This is a genomic window from Streptomyces sp. NPDC001056, assembly GCF_053598955.1.
Genome location: NZ_JBSFLI010000024.1, coordinates 37921 through 58034 on the forward strand (window position 1 = coordinate 37921; position 20114 = coordinate 58034).

General features: G+C 73.4%; 19 protein-coding genes. 14 read left to right on the forward strand and 5 right to left on the reverse strand.

Annotated elements, in window-relative coordinates:
* Positions 1 to 27: 27 nt before the first annotated feature.
* Both ACWDD7_RS25855 and ACWDD7_RS25860 read left to right on the forward strand, forming a co-directional pair.
* Positions 28 to 777, forward strand: coding sequence for a GntR family transcriptional regulator (locus ACWDD7_RS25855; protein ID WP_351876337.1), 750 nt, complete (start codon positions 28 to 30; stop codon positions 775 to 777).
* Positions 778 to 803: 26 nt separating this feature from the next.
* Complete coding sequence (locus ACWDD7_RS25860) at positions 804 to 1961, forward strand: type ISP restriction/modification enzyme (protein ID WP_450459108.1); 1158 nt, start codon at positions 804 to 806, stop codon at positions 1959 to 1961.
* Positions 1962 to 1970: 9 nt separating this feature from the next.
* On the opposite strand, the gene ACWDD7_RS25865 is transcribed toward ACWDD7_RS25860, so the two are convergent.
* Positions 1971 to 2681 (reverse strand): TetR/AcrR family transcriptional regulator, encoded by a 711-nt coding sequence (locus tag ACWDD7_RS25865; RefSeq protein WP_450459109.1) that lies wholly within the window; start codon positions 2679 to 2681, stop codon positions 1971 to 1973.
* A 61-nt stretch (positions 2682 to 2742) separates the two neighbouring features.
* Between ACWDD7_RS25865 and ACWDD7_RS25870 the strand changes: the two genes are divergently transcribed.
* Genes ACWDD7_RS25870 through ACWDD7_RS25880 form a run of 3 tightly spaced genes read left to right on the forward strand, consistent with a single transcriptional unit; the run spans position 2743 to position 5833 of the window.
* Positions 2743 to 3756 (forward strand): ATP-binding cassette domain-containing protein, encoded by a 1014-nt coding sequence (locus ACWDD7_RS25870; protein WP_450459110.1) that lies wholly within the window; start codon positions 2743 to 2745, stop codon positions 3754 to 3756.
* On the forward strand, positions 3753 to 4532 hold the full coding sequence (locus tag ACWDD7_RS25875) for an ABC transporter permease (RefSeq protein WP_450459111.1): 780 nt from the start codon (positions 3753 to 3755) through the stop codon (positions 4530 to 4532). Before ACWDD7_RS25870 ends, ACWDD7_RS25875 begins: the two co-directional genes overlap by 4 nt.
* Before the next feature lie 59 nt (positions 4533 to 4591).
* A complete protein-coding gene (locus ACWDD7_RS25880; RefSeq protein ID WP_450459165.1) occupies positions 4592 to 5833 on the forward strand; it encodes a CaiB/BaiF CoA transferase family protein in 1242 nt (413 codons plus the stop codon).
* A 94-nt stretch (positions 5834 to 5927) separates the two neighbouring features.
* Here ACWDD7_RS25880 and ACWDD7_RS25885 read toward each other — a convergent pair whose 3' ends face one another.
* Together ACWDD7_RS25885 and ACWDD7_RS25890 are read right to left on the reverse strand one after the other, a co-directional pair.
* Complete coding sequence (locus ACWDD7_RS25885) at positions 5928 to 6197, reverse strand: hypothetical protein (RefSeq protein WP_351876325.1); 270 nt, start codon at positions 6195 to 6197, stop codon at positions 5928 to 5930.
* A 605-nt stretch (positions 6198 to 6802) separates the two neighbouring features.
* Positions 6803 to 7606 (reverse strand): SGNH/GDSL hydrolase family protein, encoded by an 804-nt coding sequence (locus ACWDD7_RS25890; protein WP_351876323.1) that lies wholly within the window; start codon positions 7604 to 7606, stop codon positions 6803 to 6805.
* A gap of 272 nt (positions 7607 to 7878) precedes the next feature.
* On the opposite strand from ACWDD7_RS25890, the gene ACWDD7_RS25895 reads away from it, so the two are divergent.
* The 5 genes from ACWDD7_RS25895 (at position 7879) to ACWDD7_RS25915 (ending at position 14836) form a co-directional block, all read left to right on the forward strand.
* Positions 7879 to 8262, forward strand: coding sequence for a hypothetical protein (locus tag ACWDD7_RS25895; RefSeq protein WP_450459112.1), 384 nt, complete (start codon positions 7879 to 7881; stop codon positions 8260 to 8262).
* 408 nt (positions 8263 to 8670) lie between these two features.
* Positions 8671 to 9492 carry a glycosyltransferase family 2 protein gene (locus ACWDD7_RS25900; protein WP_450459113.1) on the forward strand — a complete coding sequence of 274 codons (822 nt, stop codon included), beginning with the start codon at positions 8671 to 8673 and terminating at the stop codon, positions 9490 to 9492.
* Positions 9489 to 10481, forward strand: a complete 993-nt coding sequence (locus tag ACWDD7_RS25905) for a glycosyltransferase (RefSeq protein ID WP_450459115.1) — start codon at positions 9489 to 9491, stop codon at positions 10479 to 10481. Before ACWDD7_RS25900 ends, ACWDD7_RS25905 begins: the two co-directional genes overlap by 4 nt.
* Entirely contained in the window at positions 10474 to 11283 is an 810-nt protein-coding gene (locus ACWDD7_RS25910) for a polysaccharide deacetylase family protein (protein ID WP_450459116.1), read from the forward strand. The genes ACWDD7_RS25905 and ACWDD7_RS25910 overlap by 8 nt, the downstream gene beginning before the upstream one ends.
* Positions 11276 to 14836, forward strand: a complete 3561-nt coding sequence (locus tag ACWDD7_RS25915; protein ID WP_450459117.1) for a lipopolysaccharide biosynthesis protein — start codon at positions 11276 to 11278, stop codon at positions 14834 to 14836. The genes ACWDD7_RS25910 and ACWDD7_RS25915 overlap by 8 nt, the downstream gene beginning before the upstream one ends.
* Positions 14837 to 14839: 3 nt before the next feature.
* Here the strand turns inward: ACWDD7_RS25915 and ACWDD7_RS25920 are convergent, their stop codons facing one another.
* Positions 14840 to 16198, reverse strand: a complete 1359-nt coding sequence (locus tag ACWDD7_RS25920) for a xylan 1,4-beta-xylosidase (RefSeq protein ID WP_450459118.1) — start codon at positions 16196 to 16198, stop codon at positions 14840 to 14842.
* A 119-nt stretch (positions 16199 to 16317) separates the two neighbouring features.
* Between ACWDD7_RS25920 and ACWDD7_RS25925 the strand changes: the two genes are divergently transcribed.
* The gene (locus tag ACWDD7_RS25925; RefSeq protein WP_450459119.1) at positions 16318 to 17412 is read left to right on the forward strand and encodes a DUF5925 domain-containing protein; all 1095 of its coding nucleotides are present in this window, start codon (positions 16318 to 16320) and stop codon (positions 17410 to 17412) included.
* Positions 17413 to 17427: 15 nt separating this feature from the next.
* Complete coding sequence (locus ACWDD7_RS25930; protein WP_351876307.1) at positions 17428 to 18198, forward strand: DUF72 domain-containing protein; 771 nt, start codon at positions 17428 to 17430, stop codon at positions 18196 to 18198.
* Positions 18199 to 18206: 8 nt separating this feature from the next.
* Here ACWDD7_RS25930 and ACWDD7_RS25935 read toward each other — a convergent pair whose 3' ends face one another.
* Entirely contained in the window at positions 18207 to 18581 is a 375-nt protein-coding gene (locus ACWDD7_RS25935; protein ID WP_351876305.1) for a GntR family transcriptional regulator, read from the reverse strand.
* A 72-nt stretch (positions 18582 to 18653) separates the two neighbouring features.
* Here ACWDD7_RS25935 and ACWDD7_RS25940 point away from each other — a divergent pair, with 72 nt between their 5' ends.
* Entirely contained in the window at positions 18654 to 19583 is a 930-nt protein-coding gene (locus ACWDD7_RS25940; RefSeq protein ID WP_450459122.1) for an N-acetyltransferase family protein, read from the forward strand.
* Positions 19564 to 20064 (forward strand): DUF402 domain-containing protein, encoded by a 501-nt coding sequence (locus tag ACWDD7_RS25945; RefSeq protein ID WP_351876301.1) that lies wholly within the window; start codon positions 19564 to 19566, stop codon positions 20062 to 20064. The genes ACWDD7_RS25940 and ACWDD7_RS25945 overlap by 20 nt, the downstream gene beginning before the upstream one ends.
* Positions 20065 to 20114 lie beyond the last annotated feature (50 nt).

Here is a 20114-nt window from a genome sequence, read left to right on the forward strand (position 1 = left end):
TTGTTGCCGACCGGTACGGATATCAGCGTGACCTCCTTCGCCCCTGACTCGATCGTCCTGAACCGCAAGCTGCCGCTCTGGTATCAGGTGTCGCAGTCGCTGCGCGCCTCCATACTGGGCCGCTCGCCAGCGGACCCGCTGCGCCTGCCCACCGAGGAGCGCCTCGCGGAGCACTACGGGGTGAGCGTGCTGACCATGCGGCAGGCGCTGAAGGAGCTGGAGGACGAGGGGCTGATCAGCCGGCACCGGCGGCGCGGCACCTTCATCGAGCCCGATGCCCGGCGCGGCGCCCCGGTGCGGCTGCTGGGCTCGGTGGACGCGATCGTGGCCCAGCAGTCCGGGATGCGCACGGAACTGCTGGGCCACGGGCCCGCGCCGGTGCCGGGCGGACTCGCCGACTGCTTCCCGGACCTCACCGAGGTGGCCTCGTACCACCGGCTGCGCTTCGACGAGCAGACCGACGAACCGACCAACCACGCCGTCAACCACGTGCGCCCCGAACTGGCCGCGCGGATCGACCTGGACGATCTGATCCGCTGGCCGATGACGAAGGTGCTGCGGGACGTCGTCAAGGCCGACATCAGCCGCATCACGGACACGGTGGAGGCCCGGCTCGCCGACCCGGAGACCGCACGTCTCCTCCAGGTCCCGCTGCTCAGCCCGATCCTGCACTACACCGGCATCACCTACGACACCGAGGGCCGGGTGCTGGACGTGGCGGTCATCCACTACCGGGGCGACCGCTTCTCCTTCACGGTGACCTTGGACGCCACCTGACCCGCCCGCCGGTCCCGGCCCGTACGATGCCCAGCGTGCCGTACGACGACGACGCTCCGCTGCTGGCGGACCTCATGCCGTGGTCCGTCGCACCGCTGCGGCCGGGCCGCACCTGGCCGACCGCGCCCGACCCGGCCTCGCTGAAAGCCCGCTGGGACACCCTGCTGAAGGCCGAACCGCCGGACCGCGAGGTCCTGTTCGAGCCGAGCAGGGCCCGCACCCTGCACTCGGCCGTGGGCCAGCTGCCCGGTCAGCCGACCGGCACGGAGCGCCTGGCACGCGCCGAGGGACCCTGCCCGGAGCCGGTCCGGGTCCTGGCGGCCCCCTTCGACGAGCAGTGGCTGATCCCGGACCACCGCCTGCTCGACGCGGCCCGCCCGGAGCTGTGGCGCGTGGCGGACGCCGACCAGATCTTCCTGGTGGAGACCCCGGACGACCGCCACCCCGTGCTGGCCACGTCCCTGCTGCCCACCCTCCGCACCGGCCGCGTCCGCCCCCTCCACCGTCGGCCCGCCGCCACGGACCCCAATCTGGCCCCCGGTCTCCTGGACCACCTGACGGCCCGACTCGGCGTCCGGGTCACCCCCCTCGACCTGCTGTCCTGGTTCCTGGCCGCGACCCGCCCCGACCACACGGTCCCCCTGACCTCCGACCCGGAACTCTGGTCGGCGGGAGTGGCGTCGGGCCGCCGCACCCTGTGGCTGCTGCGCCGCGACGGCGACCGCCCCAAACTGCCGGGCGGGCGCCGCCCCTACGTCCGCGCGCCCCTGCCGCCCCGCCCCTCGGCCCTCCACTACGACCCCGAGGAGCAGACCCTCCGTCTGGACGAGGGCCGCGTCTCCCCCGTGCCTCCGGAGGCCTGGGACTACGAGCTGAACGGGGCCCGCGTCCTGGAGTCGTGGTTCACCTCGCGCACGGCCGCGGCGGCTCCCGGCACGCTGGGGACGATCCGCCCGGCGAGCTGGCCGCAGTCCTGGACCTCGGAGCTGCTGGAGCTGATCACGGTGCTGGCGCTGCTGGCCGGACTCCGCCCGCGGCGACCCGAGCCGGAGGTGACCTCTCCGATCACCGCGGACGATCTCCGGCGCTCGGGCATCCTCCCGCCGCCACCCGCGTCCCGCCGCCCTGCCTCGGTCCTGGACCACCCCGAGGAAGGCCCGGAGGGCCAGTTCGCCCTGTTGTAGCCGTTCCGCCTAGTGCGGGGAGTACGCGTCCAGGACCCTCCCCAACGCCCGCTCGAAGACCGCCTCCATGTCCACCGGCCCCGGGTCCTGCGCGAACGCCTCCGCCAGCCTCGGGTACGTCCCGGACGCCACCTGCCGCGCCAGATACGCCCCTCGCACCGCGGTCTCCTCGTCCTCCGACCACGGCAGCGCCCGCACCCGCTCGGCGGTGTCCAGCTCGTTGCGCACATACGTCGTCACCACGCCATTGACCATGGCGACGAGTTCGAGCTTCGTCCCGTAGGGGGCCTCCAGCGGGTCCAGACACGCCAGGCAGTGCTCCAGATACCGCAGCGTGTGCGGACTGAACCCGTACACCGGCGACATGAGCCGCGGCATCCACGGATGCCGGCGCATCAGCGCCCGTGCCTGGTGCGCCACCCGCATCAGCTCCGCCCGCCAGTCGCCACCCGGCTCCCACAGGACGTGCTCCGCGGCGACCGCGTCCATCATCAGCTCGTACAGGTCCTCCTTGCGCGGCACGTAGTTGTACAGGGACATCGTCCCGCACCCCAGCTCCGCCGCGACCTGCCGCATCGACACCGCGTCGAGCCCCCGCTCGTCGGCGATCCGCACGGCCGCGGCCGCGATGTCGTCGCGGCTGTACGCCGGCCTCGGCCCACGCCCGGTGCGCTCGGGGCGCGCCCAGATCACCTCGGGTACGGCCCCTCGGACTGCCATGTCATCACCTCGGCCACCATCCTAGTTACGTACACCGTACGTAGTGCGCTATGGTCGCCCCATGACGACTACGTACACCGTACTTAGTGAAGGCCTGGAAAAGCGCTTCGGGGACACCCACGCCCTGCGCGGGCTCGATCTGGCGGTCGCGCGGGGCACCGTCTGCGGGCTGCTGGGGCCGAACGGCGCGGGGAAGACCACCGCCGTCCGCCTGTTGACCACGCTGCTGCGGCCGGACGCCGGCTCCGCGCGGATCGCCGGGCACGACCTCGTGCGGGAGGCCGCCGCCGTGCGGCGCCTGATCGCGGTCACCGGCCAGTACGTCTCGGTCGACGGCGATCTCACCGGCCGGGAGAACCTGCGGCTGTTCGCCCGGCTGCACCGGGTCCGCGGGCCGGCCGCGCGCGCCGACGAGCTGCTGGAGCGCTTCGGACTCACCGGGACCGCCGACCGCAAGGCCTCGGCGTACTCGGGCGGCACGCGGCGCCGCCTCGACCTCGCCGCGAGCCTCGTGCGCCGCCCGGAGGTGCTCTTCCTGGACGAGCCGACGACCGGCCTCGACCCGGCGAGCCGCGGCGACATCCGACAGGCGGTACGGGAACTCGCGGCGGACGGCACGACGGTGCTGCTGACCACGCAGTACCTGGAGGAGGCCGACCAGCTCGCCGACGACATCGCCCTGATGGACCGGGGCCGGATCGCGCACACCGGCTCGCCCGCCGGACTCAAGGCGCTCATCGGGTCGTACGCCGAGGCCGTGGTCGCCCATGAGGACGCGCTCGGCACGGCCGCCGCCGTACTGGACCGGCTCACCGGCCGGGAACCGGCGTTCGACCGCGAGCGCACCGCCGTCGGCGTCCTCACCACCGACCCCACACTGACCCTGCCCCGGCTGGTGCGCGAACTCGACGCGGCGGGCGTTCCGTTGCTCGACGCGAGCCTGCGCCCGCCCACCCTGGACGACGTCTTCCTGCGGCTCACCGGGACCCGGGCCGCGACCAGGGCCGAAGCCGGAGCCGGGAGCGAAGCCGCGGCCGGTCCCGCCGCCGACACCACCGAGGAGCACACCGAATGAGGGCCCTGGCGTACGACGGACTCGCCCTGACGGGACGGCAGTTGCGCCGCGTCCGCAACAGTCCGGGCCTCGCGGTCCTGACCCAGATGATGCCGATCAACATGCTGCTGTTCTTCGGCTACGTCTTCGGCAGCGCGCTGGCGATGCCCGGCCGGGAGTACCGCGCCTTCCTCGTACCGGGCCTGCTGGCCGCGACCGCGGCGGGCGGGCTGATGACGGGGATGTTCCAGGCCGCCGCGGACACCCACCGGGGCGTGACGGACCGGCTCCGCACGCTGCCGGTGAGCCGGGCCGCCGTGCCGCTCGGACAGGCGGTCGCGGACCTCGTCGTCACCGCCGTCGGCACGATCCCGCTGCTCCTGGTGGCGCTCGCGGTGGGATGGCGGATCGAGGGGCCGGCGCCCGAGGCCGTCGGCGCGGTGGGGCTGTTGCTGCTGTTCCGCTTCGCCTGCACCTGCGCCGGCGTGTGGCTGGGCCTGCTCACCCGCAGCGAGGAGGCGGCCGGGCAGCTCGGCGCCGCCTCCTTCGTACTGCCGCTGCTGTCCGACGCGTACATCCCGACGGACCATCTGCCGGGATGGCTGCGGACACTCGCCGAGTGGAACCCGATCAGCGCGGTGACCACCGCCCTGCGGGACCTGTTCGGCAACGCGCCGGTGCCGCGCGGCGCCGCCTGGCCGGTGGCCCATCCGGTCGCCGGTTCGCTCGCCTGGAGCCTCGTCCTGATCGCGGCGTTCCTGCCGCTCGCGGTGCGCCGTCACAGCCGCGGGGAGTGACATACGCGGTACTGACAAACCCGCCCAAGGGGGAGATCATCCACCCCATGGAACACCCCATGGAACACCAGCCGCCGCCCCTGGAGGGCATCACCGTCGTCGCCGTCGAACAGGCCGTGGCCGCGCCCTTCGCGACCCGGCAGCTCGCCGACCTGGGGGCCCGGGTCATCAAGGTGGAGCGGGTGGACGGGGGCGACTTCGCGCGGGGCTACGACACGGCGGCGGGCGGGCTCGCCTCGCACTTCGTGTGGTGCAACCGCGGCAAGGAGTCCATCGCGCTCGACCTGAAGGACCCGCGCGGCCTGGACGTCGTACGGCGGCTGGTCGCGGACGCGGACGTGTTCGTGCAGAACCTGGCGCACGGGGCGGCGGCCCGGCTGGGCCTGGACGCGGCGACCCTGTGCGCGGCGCATCCGCGGCTGGTCGCCGTGGACATCTCGGGCTACGGCCCCTCGGGACCGTACGCGGACAAGCGGGCCTACGACATGCTGGTGCAGTGCGAGGCGGGTCTGGTGTCGGTCACCGGGACGCCGGAGCAGCCGGTGAAGGCGGGAATCCCGGCGGCGGACATCGCGGCGGCCATGTACGCGTTCTCGGGGGTGCTGGCCGCGCTGGTCCGCCGGGGCGCCACCGGGCGCGGCGGGCCGGTGGAGGTGTCCCTGCTGGACTCGCTGGCCGAGTGGATGGGACATCCGCTGCACCACACGATGCACGGGGGCGAGCCCCCGGCGCGCACCGGTCTCGCGCACCCCGTCATCGCGCCCTACGACGGCTACGCGACGGCGGACGGCGGCCGGGTGCTGTTGTCGGTGCAGAACGACCGGGAGTGGCGGCGACTGGCCGAACAGGTCATGGAGAGTCCGGAGTTGGGGACGGACCCGCTGTTCGCGACGAACGCGGCGCGGGTCGCGCACCGGGCGGAGACGGACGCGGCGGTGGCGCGGGCGCTCGGCGCGCTGGACGCCGACGAGGCGATGGCGCGCCTGGAGAAGGCGGGCATCGCCTGTGCGCGGCTGCGGGATCTGCGCGAGCTGGCCGAGCATCCGCAGCTGGCGGCCCGGGAGCGCTGGCGTCAGGTGGGTTCGCCGGTGGGGCCGTTGCGGGCGCTGCTGCCGCCCCTCACGCTGCCGGGCGGGGACGAGGCGCGGATGGGCGACGTGCCCGCGCTCGGACAGCACACCGGGGCGCTGCTGCGCGCCGTGGGGATGACGGACGACGAGATAGCAGCGCTGCGCCGGGACGGTGTGGCGGCCGAAGCGCGGGCCCTGGACGGGAGCCAGGACCGCCGGTTCGCCCGGTGAGCGCCGGGTGGGCGCTCAAGGGGCCGAGCAGTGGCCGGATCGGGGCCGGATCATGGCCGGATCGGGGCCGGACCAGTGGCCGGCCGGTGACCGGCTAGTGGCCGCCGAACAGTGAACGACGCAGTCGGCGCAGTGGTGCGAACAGGGAGACCCGCCGGACCCGCGCGCCCCGGTCGCTGTGCGTGCGCCGGGTGTCCCGCGCCGTCAGCTCCCGCATCAGCGAGGTCGCCTCGACGGTCTTCTGCTGCGGTATGGCGGGACCACCCAGCACCGCCAGATGCCGGTCGAGGCGCGAACTGGTCGCACTGCTCCCGCAGGTGATCGCAGGGACCCTGGCCCTGTTGCGCACTGTTATCTGTTCCATGTCACTCCCCACCCGTACGAGTCCACCCGGCCCCGGGCAGAGTAACCCTATCTCCCCACCAGGGCACGCGTGTATCGCGCCTACAGGATTCACCTTTCCCGTAAGGGGGTTGACCATCCCGCGCTGACTACTCTCCGAATCCGACCGGTTTCAGGGCGAGTTGGACAACAGGCTGGCCGACGGCCCGCGCCGGTTCACCGTTCCCGGGCAGTCGTCACGGCGCGTGACGACCACCGGGCCCCGACCCCCTCGTGATCAAGGGCGTGTCGCCCCCGCGGGGCCCCGGGGTGACGGCGGACCCCCACGACGGTCCGGAAGCGGTCACTCCGCCGCCGCGACCACACGCGCCCGCACCGGTCCCGGCGCGGGCGGGGGAAGCGGCACGGAAGCGGCCGGGAACGTGGTCCATCTCACGCGCCCGGCCGGCCCACCGGCGGAGGCCCCATCGGCCAGGGTCCCCGCCGCCGCGGTGGGCGACCCCGCCGGTGCACACGGCGGGCTCGCCCGGGAGGTACCAGGTATCACGTCGACGCCTCGGGCCGGTCCGCGAGTTCACCCTGACGGGCGGGCCCGGTGGTGCGCCGTGCGGTGCTCACCCGAACGGGTCAGCCGGCGGCGTTGGTGAGCACCGGCAGGTAACCGCCGGACTGGCCGTCCGCGGTGGGGTGGTACGACTCGGTCAGGTCGAGCACGTTGAGGCTGTGGAGCCAGGAGCTGCCGGAGCAGATCTCGTGGGTGGAGAAGGCGCTGCGGACGTCACCGAAGGCGAAGCCGTGCGCCGAGACGCGGGTCTGGATGGTGTTGTCCAGGACGTCGGCCGCGTCGTTTATCGCCGAACGCTTGGTGTCGGACAGACCGAGGCAGGTCTGGCCGAGCAGGTAGAAGCGCGGGTAACCGACCACGACCACACGGGCGTTGGGCGCCTTGGAGTGGATGGCGTTGTAGACGGTGTCGAGCTTCCCGGGCAGCGTGGAGGTGATGTACGACTCCGCGCTGGAGATGGCGGACAGACAGGTGCTGTCCGAGTTCAGCACGCACGTCTGCATGACGTTCGCGAAGCCGGCGTCGTTGCCGCCGATGCTGATGGACACCAGCGAGGTGGAGGAGTTGAGCGAGCCGAGCTGGTTGGCCATCACATCGTCCGTCGTGGCGCCCGAGCACGCGTTGAAGGAGAACGAGGCCGGGCTGTGCGCGGCGTTCCAGAGGTAGGCGGCGGCCTTGGTGCTCCGGTCGCAGGAGCCGCTGGAGCTGATGTAGCTGCCGGAGCCGACGCCGGAGGCGTAGGAGTCGCCCAGCGCGACATAGCCACCGCTGTTGGAGGCCGCCTGCGCCGACGCGGCCTGCGTGAAGCCGAGACCGAGGGCGAGGAGGAGTGGAGCAACGAGTCCGACAAGTCGGGAACGTCTCATGGTATCTCCCAGGTGAGCAGGAAGTCTGCGGCAACTTAAGTAGCAACTACGCGCGTTGACCGGAAGTGTTCATGCCAAGAATTTTTGACTCTCAATAAGACTGACTTCAAAGATTTACCGCTCATGTATTGCGCGTACATGTCAAATGTGTTGACGGGCCCTCAGACACGTGCTCCCGTAGGGTTCCAGGGGGGAACGGCCGCCTTGACGCCCCCTCGGGTCTGCGTCACATTGAAGCCCGGCATCCGGCGCTCCGGGGGGCAAAGTCGCCAATGCGCACCTTACGGATCAACAGGGATCTGTCGCCGCTGCTCGCGGGAGCCGCCGCCGCCGTCGCGACGGCCGGCGCGCTGTTCGCCCTCACCGGCTCCGACTCCGCGCTGCGCGGCCCGTGCGCGCTCCTGTTCCTCCTGTGCGCGCCGGCCGCGTCGATCGCCACCGCGCTGCGCGGCCTCGACCCCTTCACCCGGACGCTGTGCGCGCTCGCGGGCTCGGTCGTCGTCGACATGCTGGTGGCCCAGGCGATGCTCGCGCTGCACCACTGGTCCGTCCGCGGCGGGGTGGCCGTGATCGCCGTACTGAGCCTGCTGCTTCTGCTCCTCACGCTTCTCCGGGACCGGGTTCATCGCGGTTCCCCGGGACCGGATTCCCGGTAAAAGCACACAAGAGTGAGCAAGGTGAGCCACTGTTACGCAACGGACCAATCATGGGAAAGGTGAGACACCTTCCAGGTCTTGCCTTTCGGGCTCAACCGTCAATACCGTCATACATCTCAACCGCATCGGTTCGCCGACGCGCGGCCCATGGGGAGGGCCGGGCACCACGGTGACACCGGTGCGGAGCGCGGTAGGGGGGTGCCGTGCTCGGTGACCGCGAGCGGTGACCGGGCCGGGCCGCGCGACCGGCCGTCGTCGCTCGACCGGCGGCCCGGACAGCTTTGCCAAGCTCGTCCACGGGTACGGAGTTCCGCTCGCCGTGCCCTGGAGGAGAACCCCCCTTTCGAACCGGACCCTGAGCCGGGCTGCCCCGGGGCGGGCGGTCCACCGGACGAGAGGGAAGACAAAATGAGTTCAGCGCTGCGCCCGCCGAGTCCGGGCCGCGAACCGCTGCTCGTCCCGCACTACCGGCCCATCTCCTCGCACCTCGCGATCACCCCGCCGGTGAGCGTGGTGATCCCCGCCATGAACGAGGCGAGGAACCTGCCCTACGTCTTCGAGAGCCTTCCCGACTGGATCCACGAGGTCGTCCTCGTGGACGGCAACTCCACCGACGGGACCGTCGAGGTGGCCCGGTCCCTGTGGCCGCGGCTCAAGGTCGTCCCACAGCGCGGCCGGGGCAAGGGGGACGCCCTGATCACCGGGTTCGAGGCATGCACCGGCGACATCATCGTGATGGTCGACGCGGACGGCTCGGCCGACGGCGGCGAGATCGTCAGTTACGTCTCCGCGCTGGTCTCCGGCGCCGACTTCGCCAAGGGCTCCCGCTTCGCCAACGGCGGCGGCACCGACGACATGACCTTCGTCCGCAAGCTCGGCAACTGGGCGCTGTGCACGGTCGTCAACCGCAAGTTCGGCGCCCGCTACACCGACCTCTGCTACGGCTACAACGCGTTCTGGCGGCACTGCCTCGACAAGATCGACCTCGACTGCACCGGCTTCGAGGTCGAGACGCTGATGAACATCAGAGTGGTCAAGGCGGGCCTGAGAGTGCAGGAGATCCCGAGCCACGAGTACCTGCGCATCCACGGCGCCAGCAATCTGCGGGCGGTGCGCGACGGCCTGCGGGTGCTGAGGGTGATCCTGTGCGAGCGCTCCAACCGGCGTGCCCTGCGGCGCCGGGTGCGCCACTCCCCGCTCCTCAAGGCCCGGCAGGGAGAGGCGTCTTGAGCGATCCCGGCATCTCCGTCGTGATCTGCGTGTACACCGAGGACCGCTGGGAGGACATCCTCGCGGCGGTCTCCTCGGTGCGCGCGCAGTCGTACCCGGCACGGGAGACCCTCCTGGTCGTGGACCACAACCCGGCCCTCGGCGAACGGCTGGAGCGCGCGTACCGGGAGTGCGAGCACGTGCGCGTGCTGCCCAACTCCGGCCCGCGCGGCCTGTCCTCGGGGCGCAACACCGGCATCGCCGCCTCCCGGGGCGAGGTGATCGCCTTCCTGGACGACGACGCCGTGGCCGAACGGGACTGGCTGCGCCGCTTCGCCGAGGCGTACGCCGATCCCCGGGTGCTGGCGGTCGGCGGCCGCACCGAGCCGGTCTGGGCGTCCGGCCGGCGGCCCGTCTGGTTCCCCGAGGAGTTCGACTGGGTGGTGGGCTGCACCTACCGGGGCCTGCCGCCGGGCCGGGTGCGGGTCCGCAATGTCCTCGGCGGCAACGCCTCGTTCCGGCGCACGGCGTTCGAGGCGGCGGGCGGCTTCGCCACCGGCATCGGGCGCGACGGCGGCCGGCGCCCGCTCGGCTGCGAGGAGACGGAACTGTGCATCCGCCTCGCCCGCGCCCGCCCCGACGCCGTGCTGCTCGTCGACGACCGCGCGGTGATCCACCATCGCGTGCCCCGCCCCCGGGAACGCTTCGCCTACTTCCGCTCCCGCGCCTACGCCGAGGGCCTGTCCAAGGCACTGGTGGCGCGCAGCGTCGGCGCGGCCAGGGGCCTGGAGTCCGAACGCCGGTACACCACCCGGGTGCTGCCCGCCGGTGTCGTCCGCGGCCTGCGCGACGCCCTGCTCGGCCGGCCCGGCGGCGCGGGTCGCGCGGGCGCCATCGTCGCCGGGGCGCTCACGGCCGCGGGAGGGTTCGCGGTGGGGACCGTACGGGCACGCCGGGGGTCGTACGCCTTCGCGGAGACCGCCGAGCGAGCCGGGGGCCCGCATGAGTGAGCTGCCCGTGCCGATCCTCATGTACCACTCCGTGGCCGACGCGCCCAACGACGCCACCCGGACGCTGTCGGTCGCCCCCGAGGCCTTCGCCGAACAGATGGCCCTCATCGCGGAGTCGCGCTTCACCCCGGTCACCGCCACCGAGCTGGCGGCGCACTGGCGCGGCGGCCGGCCGCTGCCCCCGCGTCCCGTACTGATCACCTTCGACGACGGCTACGAGGGCGTGCACCGGCACGCGCTGCCCCTGCTCGCCCGGCACGGCTTCCCGGCCACGCTGTTCGTCTCCACCGGCTGGCTCAGGGGCGCCCACGACACCGGGGGCGGCCTCGACACCATGCTCGACTGGCCCCAGGTGCGCCGACTCGCCGCCTGTGGAGTGGAGATCGGCGGACACAGCCATACGCATCCGCAGCTGGATCAGCTGGACGACGGCGCGCTGGCCGAGGAGCTGAGCCGGTGCACGGAGATCGTCGCCGGTGAGGTCGGGACGCGGCCGGTGTCGTTCGCGTATCCCTACGGCTACTCCAGCCGCCGGGTGCGCGCGGCGGTGCGCGCGGCCGGGTACGCGCAGGCGCTCGCCGTCGGCAACGGGCTCGCCCGCCGCGCCCAGGGGCCGTACGCGCTGCGCCGGGTCACGGTGCGGCGCGGCACGGACGCCGAGGAGTTCACACGGCTGCTGCGAGGGCGCGCCCTCGGGCGGACGTTCGCCCGGGACCGGGCGCTCACCCGGGGGTACGCGCTCGTGCGCAGGGCACGGCAGGCCGGCCTGGTCGTGGGGAAGGCCGGTCGTCCCCGTGGCTGACACGACCACCGCGCCCGGGCCCGAGGCGGCGAAGGCTCCGGGCACCGGGCACTCCCCCGGCGGCGGCCCGCTGCTGCGCAACGCGTACGCGCTGATGCTGAACACCGGCATCTCCGCCGTCCTGGGCCTCGGCTTCTGGCTGGCCGCGGCGCACTACTACTCCGATGCCGCGGTCGGCCGGGGCTCCGCCGCCATCGCCGCGATGAAGCTGCTCGCCGGGCTCACCGCGGTGACCCTGACCGGCGCCCTGGCCCGCTTCATCCCGGTGTCCGGAGAACGCACGGGCCGGTTCGTCTTCCGTACGTACGCGGTCAGTTCACTCGTCGTGGCGCTGGCGGCCGGGGTGTTCCTCCTGACCCTGGACACATGGGGGCCGTCGTACCGCTTTCTGCGCGGGCCACTGCCGGGTCTCGGCTTCGTGGCGGCCGTGGTCGCCTGGAACGTGCTCACCCTCCAGGACGGCGTGCTGACCGGGCTGCGCAGCGCGCCCTGGGTGCCGGTGGGCAACACGGTGTTCTCGGCGGTGAAGCTGGTGCTGCTCGCCGCGTTCGCCGTCGCCGTCCCGGCCGCCGGGGTCTTCGTGTCGTGGGTGGCCGCGATCGCCACCTCCGTGGTGCCGCTGGGCTGGCTGGTGTTCCGGCGCCTGGTGCCCCGGCACGTCGAGGCGACCGCCGGCCGGGCGGGACCGCCGCCGGCGCGGGAGATCGGGAGGTTCCTGGCCGGGGACTACACCGGCTCCCTGTTCTCGCTCGCCGTGGTCTACCTCGTGCCGGTGATCATCGCCGCGCAGGTCAGCTCCGCGGAGAACGCGTACTTCTACATCGCCGCCACCATCGGCGGCACCTGCAATCTGCTCGCCGTCAACATGGGCGCGTCCCTCACGGTCGAGGGCTCGCACGACCCGGAGCGGCTCGCCGCCTACGCCCGCGCGGCACTCAAGCGGATGGCCCGGATCATGCTGCCGCTCAGCGCCGTGCTCTTCGTCGGCGCGCCCTGGGTCCTCGGCGTGTTCGGCGCGGGCTACGCCGCCGCGGCGACCCCGCTGCTGCGCTGGTTCGCCGTCGGCATGCTGCTCCGGGTCGTCATGGAGACCTACTTCGCGGTCCTGCGCGCCCAAAGCCGCACCGCCGGACTCGCCTGGTTGCAGGGCCTGTTGTGCGTACTGGTCCTCGGGCTCACCCTGCTGCTCCTGCCGCGGACGGGGCTCACGGGGGCGGGGGTCGCCGAGGTCTCCAGCCTGACCGTCATCGTCTCGATCACCGCGCCGCGGCTCTGGCGGACGGTACGGACCGTGCCCGCGCCGGGTTCCGGGTCACTGCCGGACGCGGCGGCGCCGGACGGGGATCTGGCGGACCTGGGGATGAGCGAGGCCCCGGTGCGGCGCAGGGCACCGGCGTGGGCGCGGGCGCGGGCCGCCGAGGGCACCGTGCCCCTGGCACGGCCCGCGCCCTCCTCGCGGCCCCCGTCTTCCTCGCGGCCCCCGTCTTCCGCGGAGACCGCGTCCCCGTCGGGCACCGTGCCCCCGCCGGCCCCCGCTCCCCCGCCCCGTCCACGGCACCGGCACCGGCACCGGCACTCCGGAATCCCGCTCGCCTGCCTCCTGGTCGCCGCCCTCCTCCTCTACTGGCTGCCCGCCCTGCGCCTCGGCGAGGCCGATCTGGACCGGATGGGCGGCCTGGGCCTGGTCTCCGTGCTGCCGTTGCCCACCCTGGTCGGCGCGGCCCTGCTCGTGGTGGTCTTCGCCGGGCTTCTGCGGCAGCGGCGTGAGCACCGGGCCCTGCTGCTGGTGACCCTGGTCGCCACGGTCGTCTCGCTGCACGCGCTGCCCGCCGTGGTCGAGACCGAGCCGCGGTTCGCGACGGCCTGGCAGCACCTGGGGTTCCTCGACTACATCGACCGCACCGGCTCCGCCGTCCCCGACCTGGACGCCCGCTGGAGCTGGCCGGGCTTCTTCGCGGTGGCCGCGTTCGCCGGCCGGGCGTGCGGGGTCACCGACTTCACCGAGGTCATCCGCTGGTGGCCGACCGCGATCCAACTCGCCTACCTGGCACCGATGGTGCTGCTGACCCGGTCGATGCGGGCGGACTGGCGGGCGAAGTGGACCGGTGTCTGGCTGTTCGCGCTGTGCGGCTGGGTCGGCCAGGACTACTTCTCCCCGCAGGGCTTCACCTTCCTGCTGTACCTGCTCTTCGTGGCGATCCTGCTGGTCTGGTTCCGCCCGCCGCGCGCGCTGTCGGCGAGGCTGCGGCCGGGCGAGGCGGAACCGGCAGCGGCCGACCGGTACCGGCGGACCGTGCTCCTCCTCCTGCTGACCGGCCTGTACGCCGCGACCGTGCCCGCGCACCAGCTGACCCCGTTCGTGATGCTGGGCGTGCTCGCGGTCCTGGTCCTGCTGCGCCGCTGCGAACTGCGCGGTCTGCCGCTGCTGTTCGCGGTGGTCGTCGCACTCTGGCTGGGCTTCATGGCCGAGCCGTACTGGTCCGGTCACTTCGACGACCTCTTCGGCGGCATCGGCGGGGTCGGCGGCAATGTCTCCAGCTCCGTCTCCGGCCGCATCCAGGGCGGCGATCCGACCCACAAGCTCGTCCTCTACACCCGGGTCCTGCTGGCCGGTGCCGTGCTGGCACTCGCCTGCGGGGGCTGGTTGCGCCGGCGCCTGCACCGGTACCGCGAACGCTCCCTGCTCGTGCTCACCCTCGTCCCGTTCCTGGGCTTCGGCATGCAGTCGTACGGCGGCGAGATGGCCCTGCGCGTCTTCATGTTCGCGGTGCCGGGCGCGGCCCTGCTCGGCGCCCTCGCGCTCTTCCCGCGCGCCCGCGACCGGCCGGGACTCGCCCCGGTGGCCGCGCTGCTCGCCGGGCTGCTGCTGATGGGCGGCTTCCTGGTGGCCCGCTGGGGCAACGAGCCCTTCGAGCGCACCCGGCCCGGCGAGGTCGCGGCGATGGACTGGGTGTACGCCCATGACCGGCCGACCGTGCGGCTGCTGTGGCTGAGCAACGACACGGTGAACGACGTGACCCCGTCGCTGCCGTGGGGCGCGAGGGACATGGAGCGGGTCGACTACGTCCCGACGCTCGCACCGGCCGACCCGGCTCGGGTGTCCGGGCTGGTCGAGGCGCTGAAGGACGCGGGCCCGCACTCGTATCTGATGGTCAACAGGAGCCAGGTGACGTATCTGCGCCTGGACGCGGGCTATCCGGCGGCCTGGCAGCCCCGGCTCACCCGGAGCCTGGACGCCCGGCGGGACCTGACGAGGGTGCTGGTCGACGATGACGTCTCTGTGTACGCCCTGCGCGGCCGGCCCCCGGGACCGGTTCCCCCGCCGCGCCCCGGGCCGGTCGGGCCCCGGGTGACCTGGACGCCCTGGTCGGTGGTGGGCGCACTGGCCGCCGTCGTCCTGACGCTGGTGCTGGCCGCGCGCGAGGTGGCGCGGGTGGCGGTGCGGCCGGGCGTGCGCCGACTGCGGTTGCTCCAGGGGAGCCTCTGGTTCTCCATGCCCCTGCTGGCGGTGGTGCTGGCCGTGCTGGTGCAGCGGTTCCTGACGCTGAAGTGAGGGTCAGCGGTCGAGCCACCTCACCTCGTAGGGCCGGAGCCGGAGCCGTCCGCCGTCGACCCGCGCACCGGTCGTACGGTCGCGGGTGTTGACGACGAGGACGGTACGGTCGCTCGCCAGGACGCGCAGGCCGGGCGCGGCGGCCGGGTCGACGGAGACCGTCCGGTACGTCGTGCCGGGCGGGAAGGCCGCCGCGAACCGGGACACCAGGTCGTACATGGGCAGGGGCCGTCCCCCGCCGGCGCGGTCGGTCGGGGTCCACAGGCAGCCGGGGCAGCCGGGGCCGGTCCGCTTCTCCGGGTTCCAGTAGAAACCGGTCTCGGCGCCGCCCCTGACCAGGGCGATCATGCCGGTGGCCTGGACGGCGACCCGGTGCGGCTCGGACCAGCCCGCGGCGCCGTCGCCGGGCTCCACGTAGTACTCGGCCCACCACAGGGGCAGGCCGTGGGTCTGCCGCCGCACCCACGCGCCGACGGCGGTCAGCTTGTCCGCGGCGGTGAACTCGTCGGGCCGCGGAGCACCGCCGCGGGGGTAGCTGGCGCCGTCGACCACGGTGAAGTCGGCGCCGGCCTTGTGGGTGTTCCAGTAGGAGAAGGCGTCGAGGACGCGCTGGTCCATCGCGCCCCAGGCGCCGCGCACCGCCGGGGAGGCGTGGGGGTCGTCCGGGGCGACGCTGTCCATCACCGGATAGGGGCCGCCGACCATGACGTCCTCGCCGGTCCTCTTCAGCGCGCGGTACACGAGGTTGTACAGCCGGGTGTACCCCTCGTAGTCCCAGCGGTTCCCGGCCTCGTCCCAGAAACCCTTGAACTCGTTCCAGACGATGAAGTGCTTCACGTCCGGGTAGCGCCGGGCCACGGTCGCGGCGAGGTCGGCGAAGTCCTGGTAGTGGGCGGGGGCGGGCGCGGTCTCCAGGGCGGACCGGCTCCAATCGGTGTGGTCCGCGCCGGACTTGCCGCCCTTCATCCAGTCCGGGGCGCAGCACAGGGTGATCACCGGGGTGCCGCCGGAGGCGCGGACGAAGCCGACGCGGCGGTCCAGGGCGCCGAAGTCGTAGTGCCCGCGCGACGGTTCGGGGTTGTCCGCGCCCCAGCCCATGATCGCCTGGTCCTGCGCCAGCCCCCCGCCGGACGTGAGCAGTCGCCGTACCCGGTCGGTGGCGGCGGGGGCGCCCTCGTCGGCGCTGAACCGGGTGTGGGTGAAGCCCCAGCCGACGGCGGCGCGCGGCGGGGCGGAGGTGCCCGCTCGGCCCGGCGGGCCGCCGAGCAGCCCCAGCGGCACGGCGAGCGCGGCCGCGATCCCCCCGAGCAGGACGAGGAGCCGCCACCACCGACCGTACGATTCCCACCCATGACGTGCCATCAAGGGCAACAGTAACGGCGCGGTCCGGGGCTTGGGCAGACCCGGGGCGCCCCCGGGACACCAGGGACAAGCGGTGGAAATGCCGTGCACGGAGGGCATCGGTGACGGATCATGGCGGCATGCCTGCGAACCCGCACGACGCTCTGCCGATCCGGCTCCACGTCGACGATTCCGACTCGCCGTCCGACGTCGTCGACGCGCTGTTCCTCGGCCGTTTCGCGACGGGCGAGCAGCCGTACTCGCACGCGGTGAACATCGACCGCGTGCGCTCCGGCGCGACCCTGCTGCCCGAGGGGGCGAAGGTGCTCCGGGTCGCCCGGGACGACGACCGCAGCGCCACCCTCGCCGAGGGCGACGGCTGGACCCTGCTGGTCTCCCGCTGGAGCCGGGGCGCGGACGTCACCGTGACCGCGACCAGCGCCGAACTGGCCCAGGAGATCCTCGACCGGGCCACGGACGGCGCGGCCGACGAGCCCGAACCCCAGCCGGAGAACGTGACGATGGGGTTCTGGTACGTCTCCCCGCGCCGCGGCCCGCACCGCACCACCCGCCAGATCTCGGCCGGCACCTGGTCCGAGGTCCGGCCCAACTACACCGCGCCGGTGGCCGAGGCGATGGACCGGCTGATGAAGACCACCCCCGAGGACATCGCGGGCCGCCTCCTGCTGCTGCACGGCCCGCCGGGCACCGGCAAGACCTCGGCGCTGCGCACCCTGGCCCGCTCCTGGCGCGACTGGTGCCAGGTCGACTGCGTCCTCGACCCCGAGCGGCTCTTCTCCGACGTCGGCTATCTGACGGACATCGCGATCGGCGAGGAGGACGGCGCGGGCAAGGGCCGCTGGCGGCTGCTGCTCCTGGAGGACTGCGACGAGCTGATCCGGGGCGAGGCCCGGCACACCGCGGGCCAGGCGCTGTCCCGGCTGCTGAACCTCACCGACGGTCTGCTCGGACAGGGCCGCAATGTGCTGGTGGGTGTCACCACGAACGAGGACCTGGAGCGGCTGCATCCCGCCGTGGTCCGCCCCGGCCGCTGCCTCGCCCGCATCGAGGTGGGCCCGCTCACCCGCGACGAGGCGGTGCACTGGCTCGGCACCGAGGAGGGCGTCGGCCGCGAGGGGGCGACCCTGGCCGAGCTGTACGCCCTGCGCCGGGGCACCACGCCGACCTCGGTGCCGGGTGCGCGCAACGGCGCGGACGCGGGACTGTACCTGTAGTGCTTTCATGAAGACGTGACCTTGTTCGTCGGCACCTCGGGGTGGCAGTACAAGGACTGGCGGGATCTCGTCTATCCGGCCGGGGTCCCGACGCGGCTGTGGCTGGAGGAGTACACCCGGCTGTTCGCCACGGTGGAGATCAACAACGCCTTCTACCGGCTGCCGTCGTACGACCATTTCGCCGCCTGGCGGGCCCGGGTGCCGCCGGACTTCGTGGTCGCGGTCAAGGCCAGCCGGTTCCTCACCCACATCAAGCGGCTGAGGGAGCCCGAGGAGCCGGTGCACCGGCTGATGACCCACGCGGCGGGCCTCGGCGACCGGCTCGGCCCGGTCCTGCTCCAGCTCCCGCCGACCCTGCGCGCCGACCCGGCCCTGCTGGACGCCTGCCTGGCCTGTTTCCCGCGCGGTACGAGGGTCGCGGTGGAGCCCCGTCACGACTCCTGGTGGACCCCGGAGGTGCGCGGGGTCCTCGCCTCCCGCGGCGCGGCCCTGTGCTGGGCGGACGTCCTGTCCCGCCCGGTCACCCCGCTGTGGCGCACCACCGACTGGGGCTACGTCCGGTTCCACCAGGGCCGCGCCCACCCCTGGCCCCGCTACGGCCGCCGCGCCCTGGAGACCTGGGTCGACCGCGTCGCCACGGCGTTCCCCGACGGCGAGGACGTCCACGCCTACTTCAACAACGACCCGGGCGGCGCGGCGGTGGCGGACGCGGTGACGTTCGGGAGGGCGGCGCGGCGGGCGGGGCTGGCGGTGACGCGGGTGCCGGAACCCGCGCGGCTCCGGTGAGGCTCCGGCTACCCCTGTCCCCCGTAGGCGGCCCGCAGGGCGTCCCGCACCGCGGCCAGCGCCTCCTCCTCCCCCAGCCCCAGCCTCCGCACCCGGTCGGCATACGCCTGCGCGGCCGACGACGCCTCACGCTCCGCGGCGGAGCCGGCCGCGGCCACGTACGTGCCGCGGCGCCCGCGTGTCTCGATCACCCCGTCGCTCTCCAGCGCCCGGTACGCCTTGGCCACCGTGTTCACCGCGAGCCCCAGGGACTCGGCCAGCCCGCGTACCGTCGGCAGCCGGTACCCCACGGGCAGCACCCCGGACCGCGCCTGCTCGGAAATCTGCGCCCGCACCTGCTCGTAGGGGGGCGCGCTGTCATCGATGCGGATCTTCAGGCTCACGGCCCCGATTCTCCCGTACGGACGGAAAAATGAGAGGCATCCCCGGCACATCTCCCCGTACGGTCCCTCCCCATGACACTGATCGTCCGTGACCTGCGCCCCGATGCGCCGGCCGACCCCGAGGGCTTCGCCCGGGTGCGTCGACTCGCCCTGCCGTACATCCTGTTCACCCCGGAATCGGTCCGGCACAACGCGCTGCACACGCATCCCGACGCCCACTACCGGCCCCTGGTCGCGGAGGAGGACGGCGAGATCATCGGCACCGCCCAGGTCCTGCTGGCGTACGACAGCAGCGAGCCGGGCCAGGGCGTGCTGAACGTCTACGTCCGGCCGGACCGGGCGGGCCGCGGCGCGGGCGGGCTGCTGCTGCGCACGGCCGAGGAGTACCTCGCCTCGCTGGGCGCGACCAAGGTGCTCAGCTGGGTCCTGGACGAGCCGGCCAACCGGGCCTTCGCCGAGCGGCACGGCTATCGGGCCGGCCGGTCCGCGCACTTCCTGCGCCTGGACCTGGTGGGCGCCGACCTGCCGCCGCTGCCGCCCACCCCGCCGGGCGTCGCTCTGCGCTCGGCCGCGGACTTCGCGGACGACCCGCGCCCGCTGTTCGAGCTGGACGCGGAGACACTTCAGGACAAACCGGGCGACCTCGACTTCGAGTCCCGGGGCTACGACGACTGGCTGGCGCGGACCTGGGACCATCCGCTGCTGAACCGCGAGCTGACCATGGCCGCGTGCGTCGACGGCCGTCCGGTCGCCTTCAGCGCGGCCTACACCGACGGCGACGGCCGGTACTCCACCGCGATGACCGGCACCGCCCGCGCCCACCGCGGCAAGGGGCTGGCCAAGCTCGCCAAGCTGCACTCCCTGCACCGGGCCCGTGCCGCCGGCGTCACCGAGGCGTTCACGGGCAACGACGCGGGCAACGACCCCATGATCGCGATCAACAAATGGCTCGGGTACGAGATCTGCGCAACGGAGGTACACCATGTCCACGAACTCGGCTGACACGACGGCCGACTTGACGGTCGTGCTGGTGAAGGGCGGCCGCACGAAGATCCGTTATCCGGCCGCGCTGCTCGGGGACGACGGCACCCGGGTCGTGGTCCGGGCGCCCTGGGCGGGCTCCGGCACCCGTGACTTCGGGTTCGTACGCTTCGAGCCGGGCGATGTGTTCACCGAGTACTACTGGCGCGACCGGTGGTACGCGGTCAAGGAGGTGCGCGCCGCGGACGGCTCGGTCAAGGGCTGGTACTGCGACATCACCCGGCCCGCGGTGCGCACCGGCACGGAGCTGGTGGTCGAGGACCTCGACCTGGACCTGTGGCGCTCGGCCGACGGCGGGGACGTACGCCGCCTGGACGAGGACGAGTTCGCCGCGAGCGGGCTGGCCGGGACGGACCCCGAGGCCGCCGCGGCCGCCGTGGCCGCTCTCGGCGAACTGGAGCGGCTCGCCCGCGCGGGCGGCTTCGGCGATCTGCTGGCGTGAGCGGACGGCGGGCCGCCTCCAGGAAACGGCCGGTCCGCGCGGCCGGCCCG

Bases quoted from the DNA above. Each gene is read 5' to 3' on its own strand.
- ACWDD7_RS25860 (WP_450459108.1), top strand. From the start codon at position 804: ATGCCCAGCGTGCCGTACGACGACGACGCTCCGCTGCTGGCGGACCTC.
- ACWDD7_RS25865 (WP_450459109.1), bottom strand. From the start codon at position 2,681: ATGGCAGTCCGAGGGGCCGTACCCGAGGTGATCTGGGCGCGCCCCGAG.
- ACWDD7_RS25870 (WP_450459110.1), top strand. From the start codon at position 2,743: ATGACGACTACGTACACCGTACTTAGTGAAGGCCTGGAAAAGCGCTTC.
- ACWDD7_RS25875 (WP_450459111.1), top strand. From the start codon at position 3,753: ATGAGGGCCCTGGCGTACGACGGACTCGCCCTGACGGGACGGCAGTTG.
- ACWDD7_RS25880 (WP_450459165.1), top strand. From the start codon at position 4,592: ATGGAACACCAGCCGCCGCCCCTGGAGGGCATCACCGTCGTCGCCGTC.
- ACWDD7_RS25885 (WP_351876325.1), bottom strand. From the start codon at position 6,197: ATGGAACAGATAACAGTGCGCAACAGGGCCAGGGTCCCTGCGATCACC.
- ACWDD7_RS25890 (WP_351876323.1), bottom strand. From the start codon at position 7,606: ATGAGACGTTCCCGACTTGTCGGACTCGTTGCTCCACTCCTCCTCGCC.
- ACWDD7_RS25895 (WP_450459112.1), top strand. From the start codon at position 7,879: ATGCGCACCTTACGGATCAACAGGGATCTGTCGCCGCTGCTCGCGGGA.
- ACWDD7_RS25900 (WP_450459113.1), top strand. From the start codon at position 8,671: ATGAGTTCAGCGCTGCGCCCGCCGAGTCCGGGCCGCGAACCGCTGCTC.
- ACWDD7_RS25910 (WP_450459116.1), top strand. From the start codon at position 10,474: ATGAGTGAGCTGCCCGTGCCGATCCTCATGTACCACTCCGTGGCCGAC.
- ACWDD7_RS25920 (WP_450459118.1), bottom strand. From the start codon at position 16,198: ATGGCACGTCATGGGTGGGAATCGTACGGTCGGTGGTGGCGGCTCCTC.
- ACWDD7_RS25925 (WP_450459119.1), top strand. From the start codon at position 16,318: ATGCCTGCGAACCCGCACGACGCTCTGCCGATCCGGCTCCACGTCGAC.
- ACWDD7_RS25940 (WP_450459122.1), top strand. From the start codon at position 18,654: ATGACACTGATCGTCCGTGACCTGCGCCCCGATGCGCCGGCCGACCCC.
- ACWDD7_RS25945 (WP_351876301.1), top strand. From the start codon at position 19,564: ATGTCCACGAACTCGGCTGACACGACGGCCGACTTGACGGTCGTGCTG.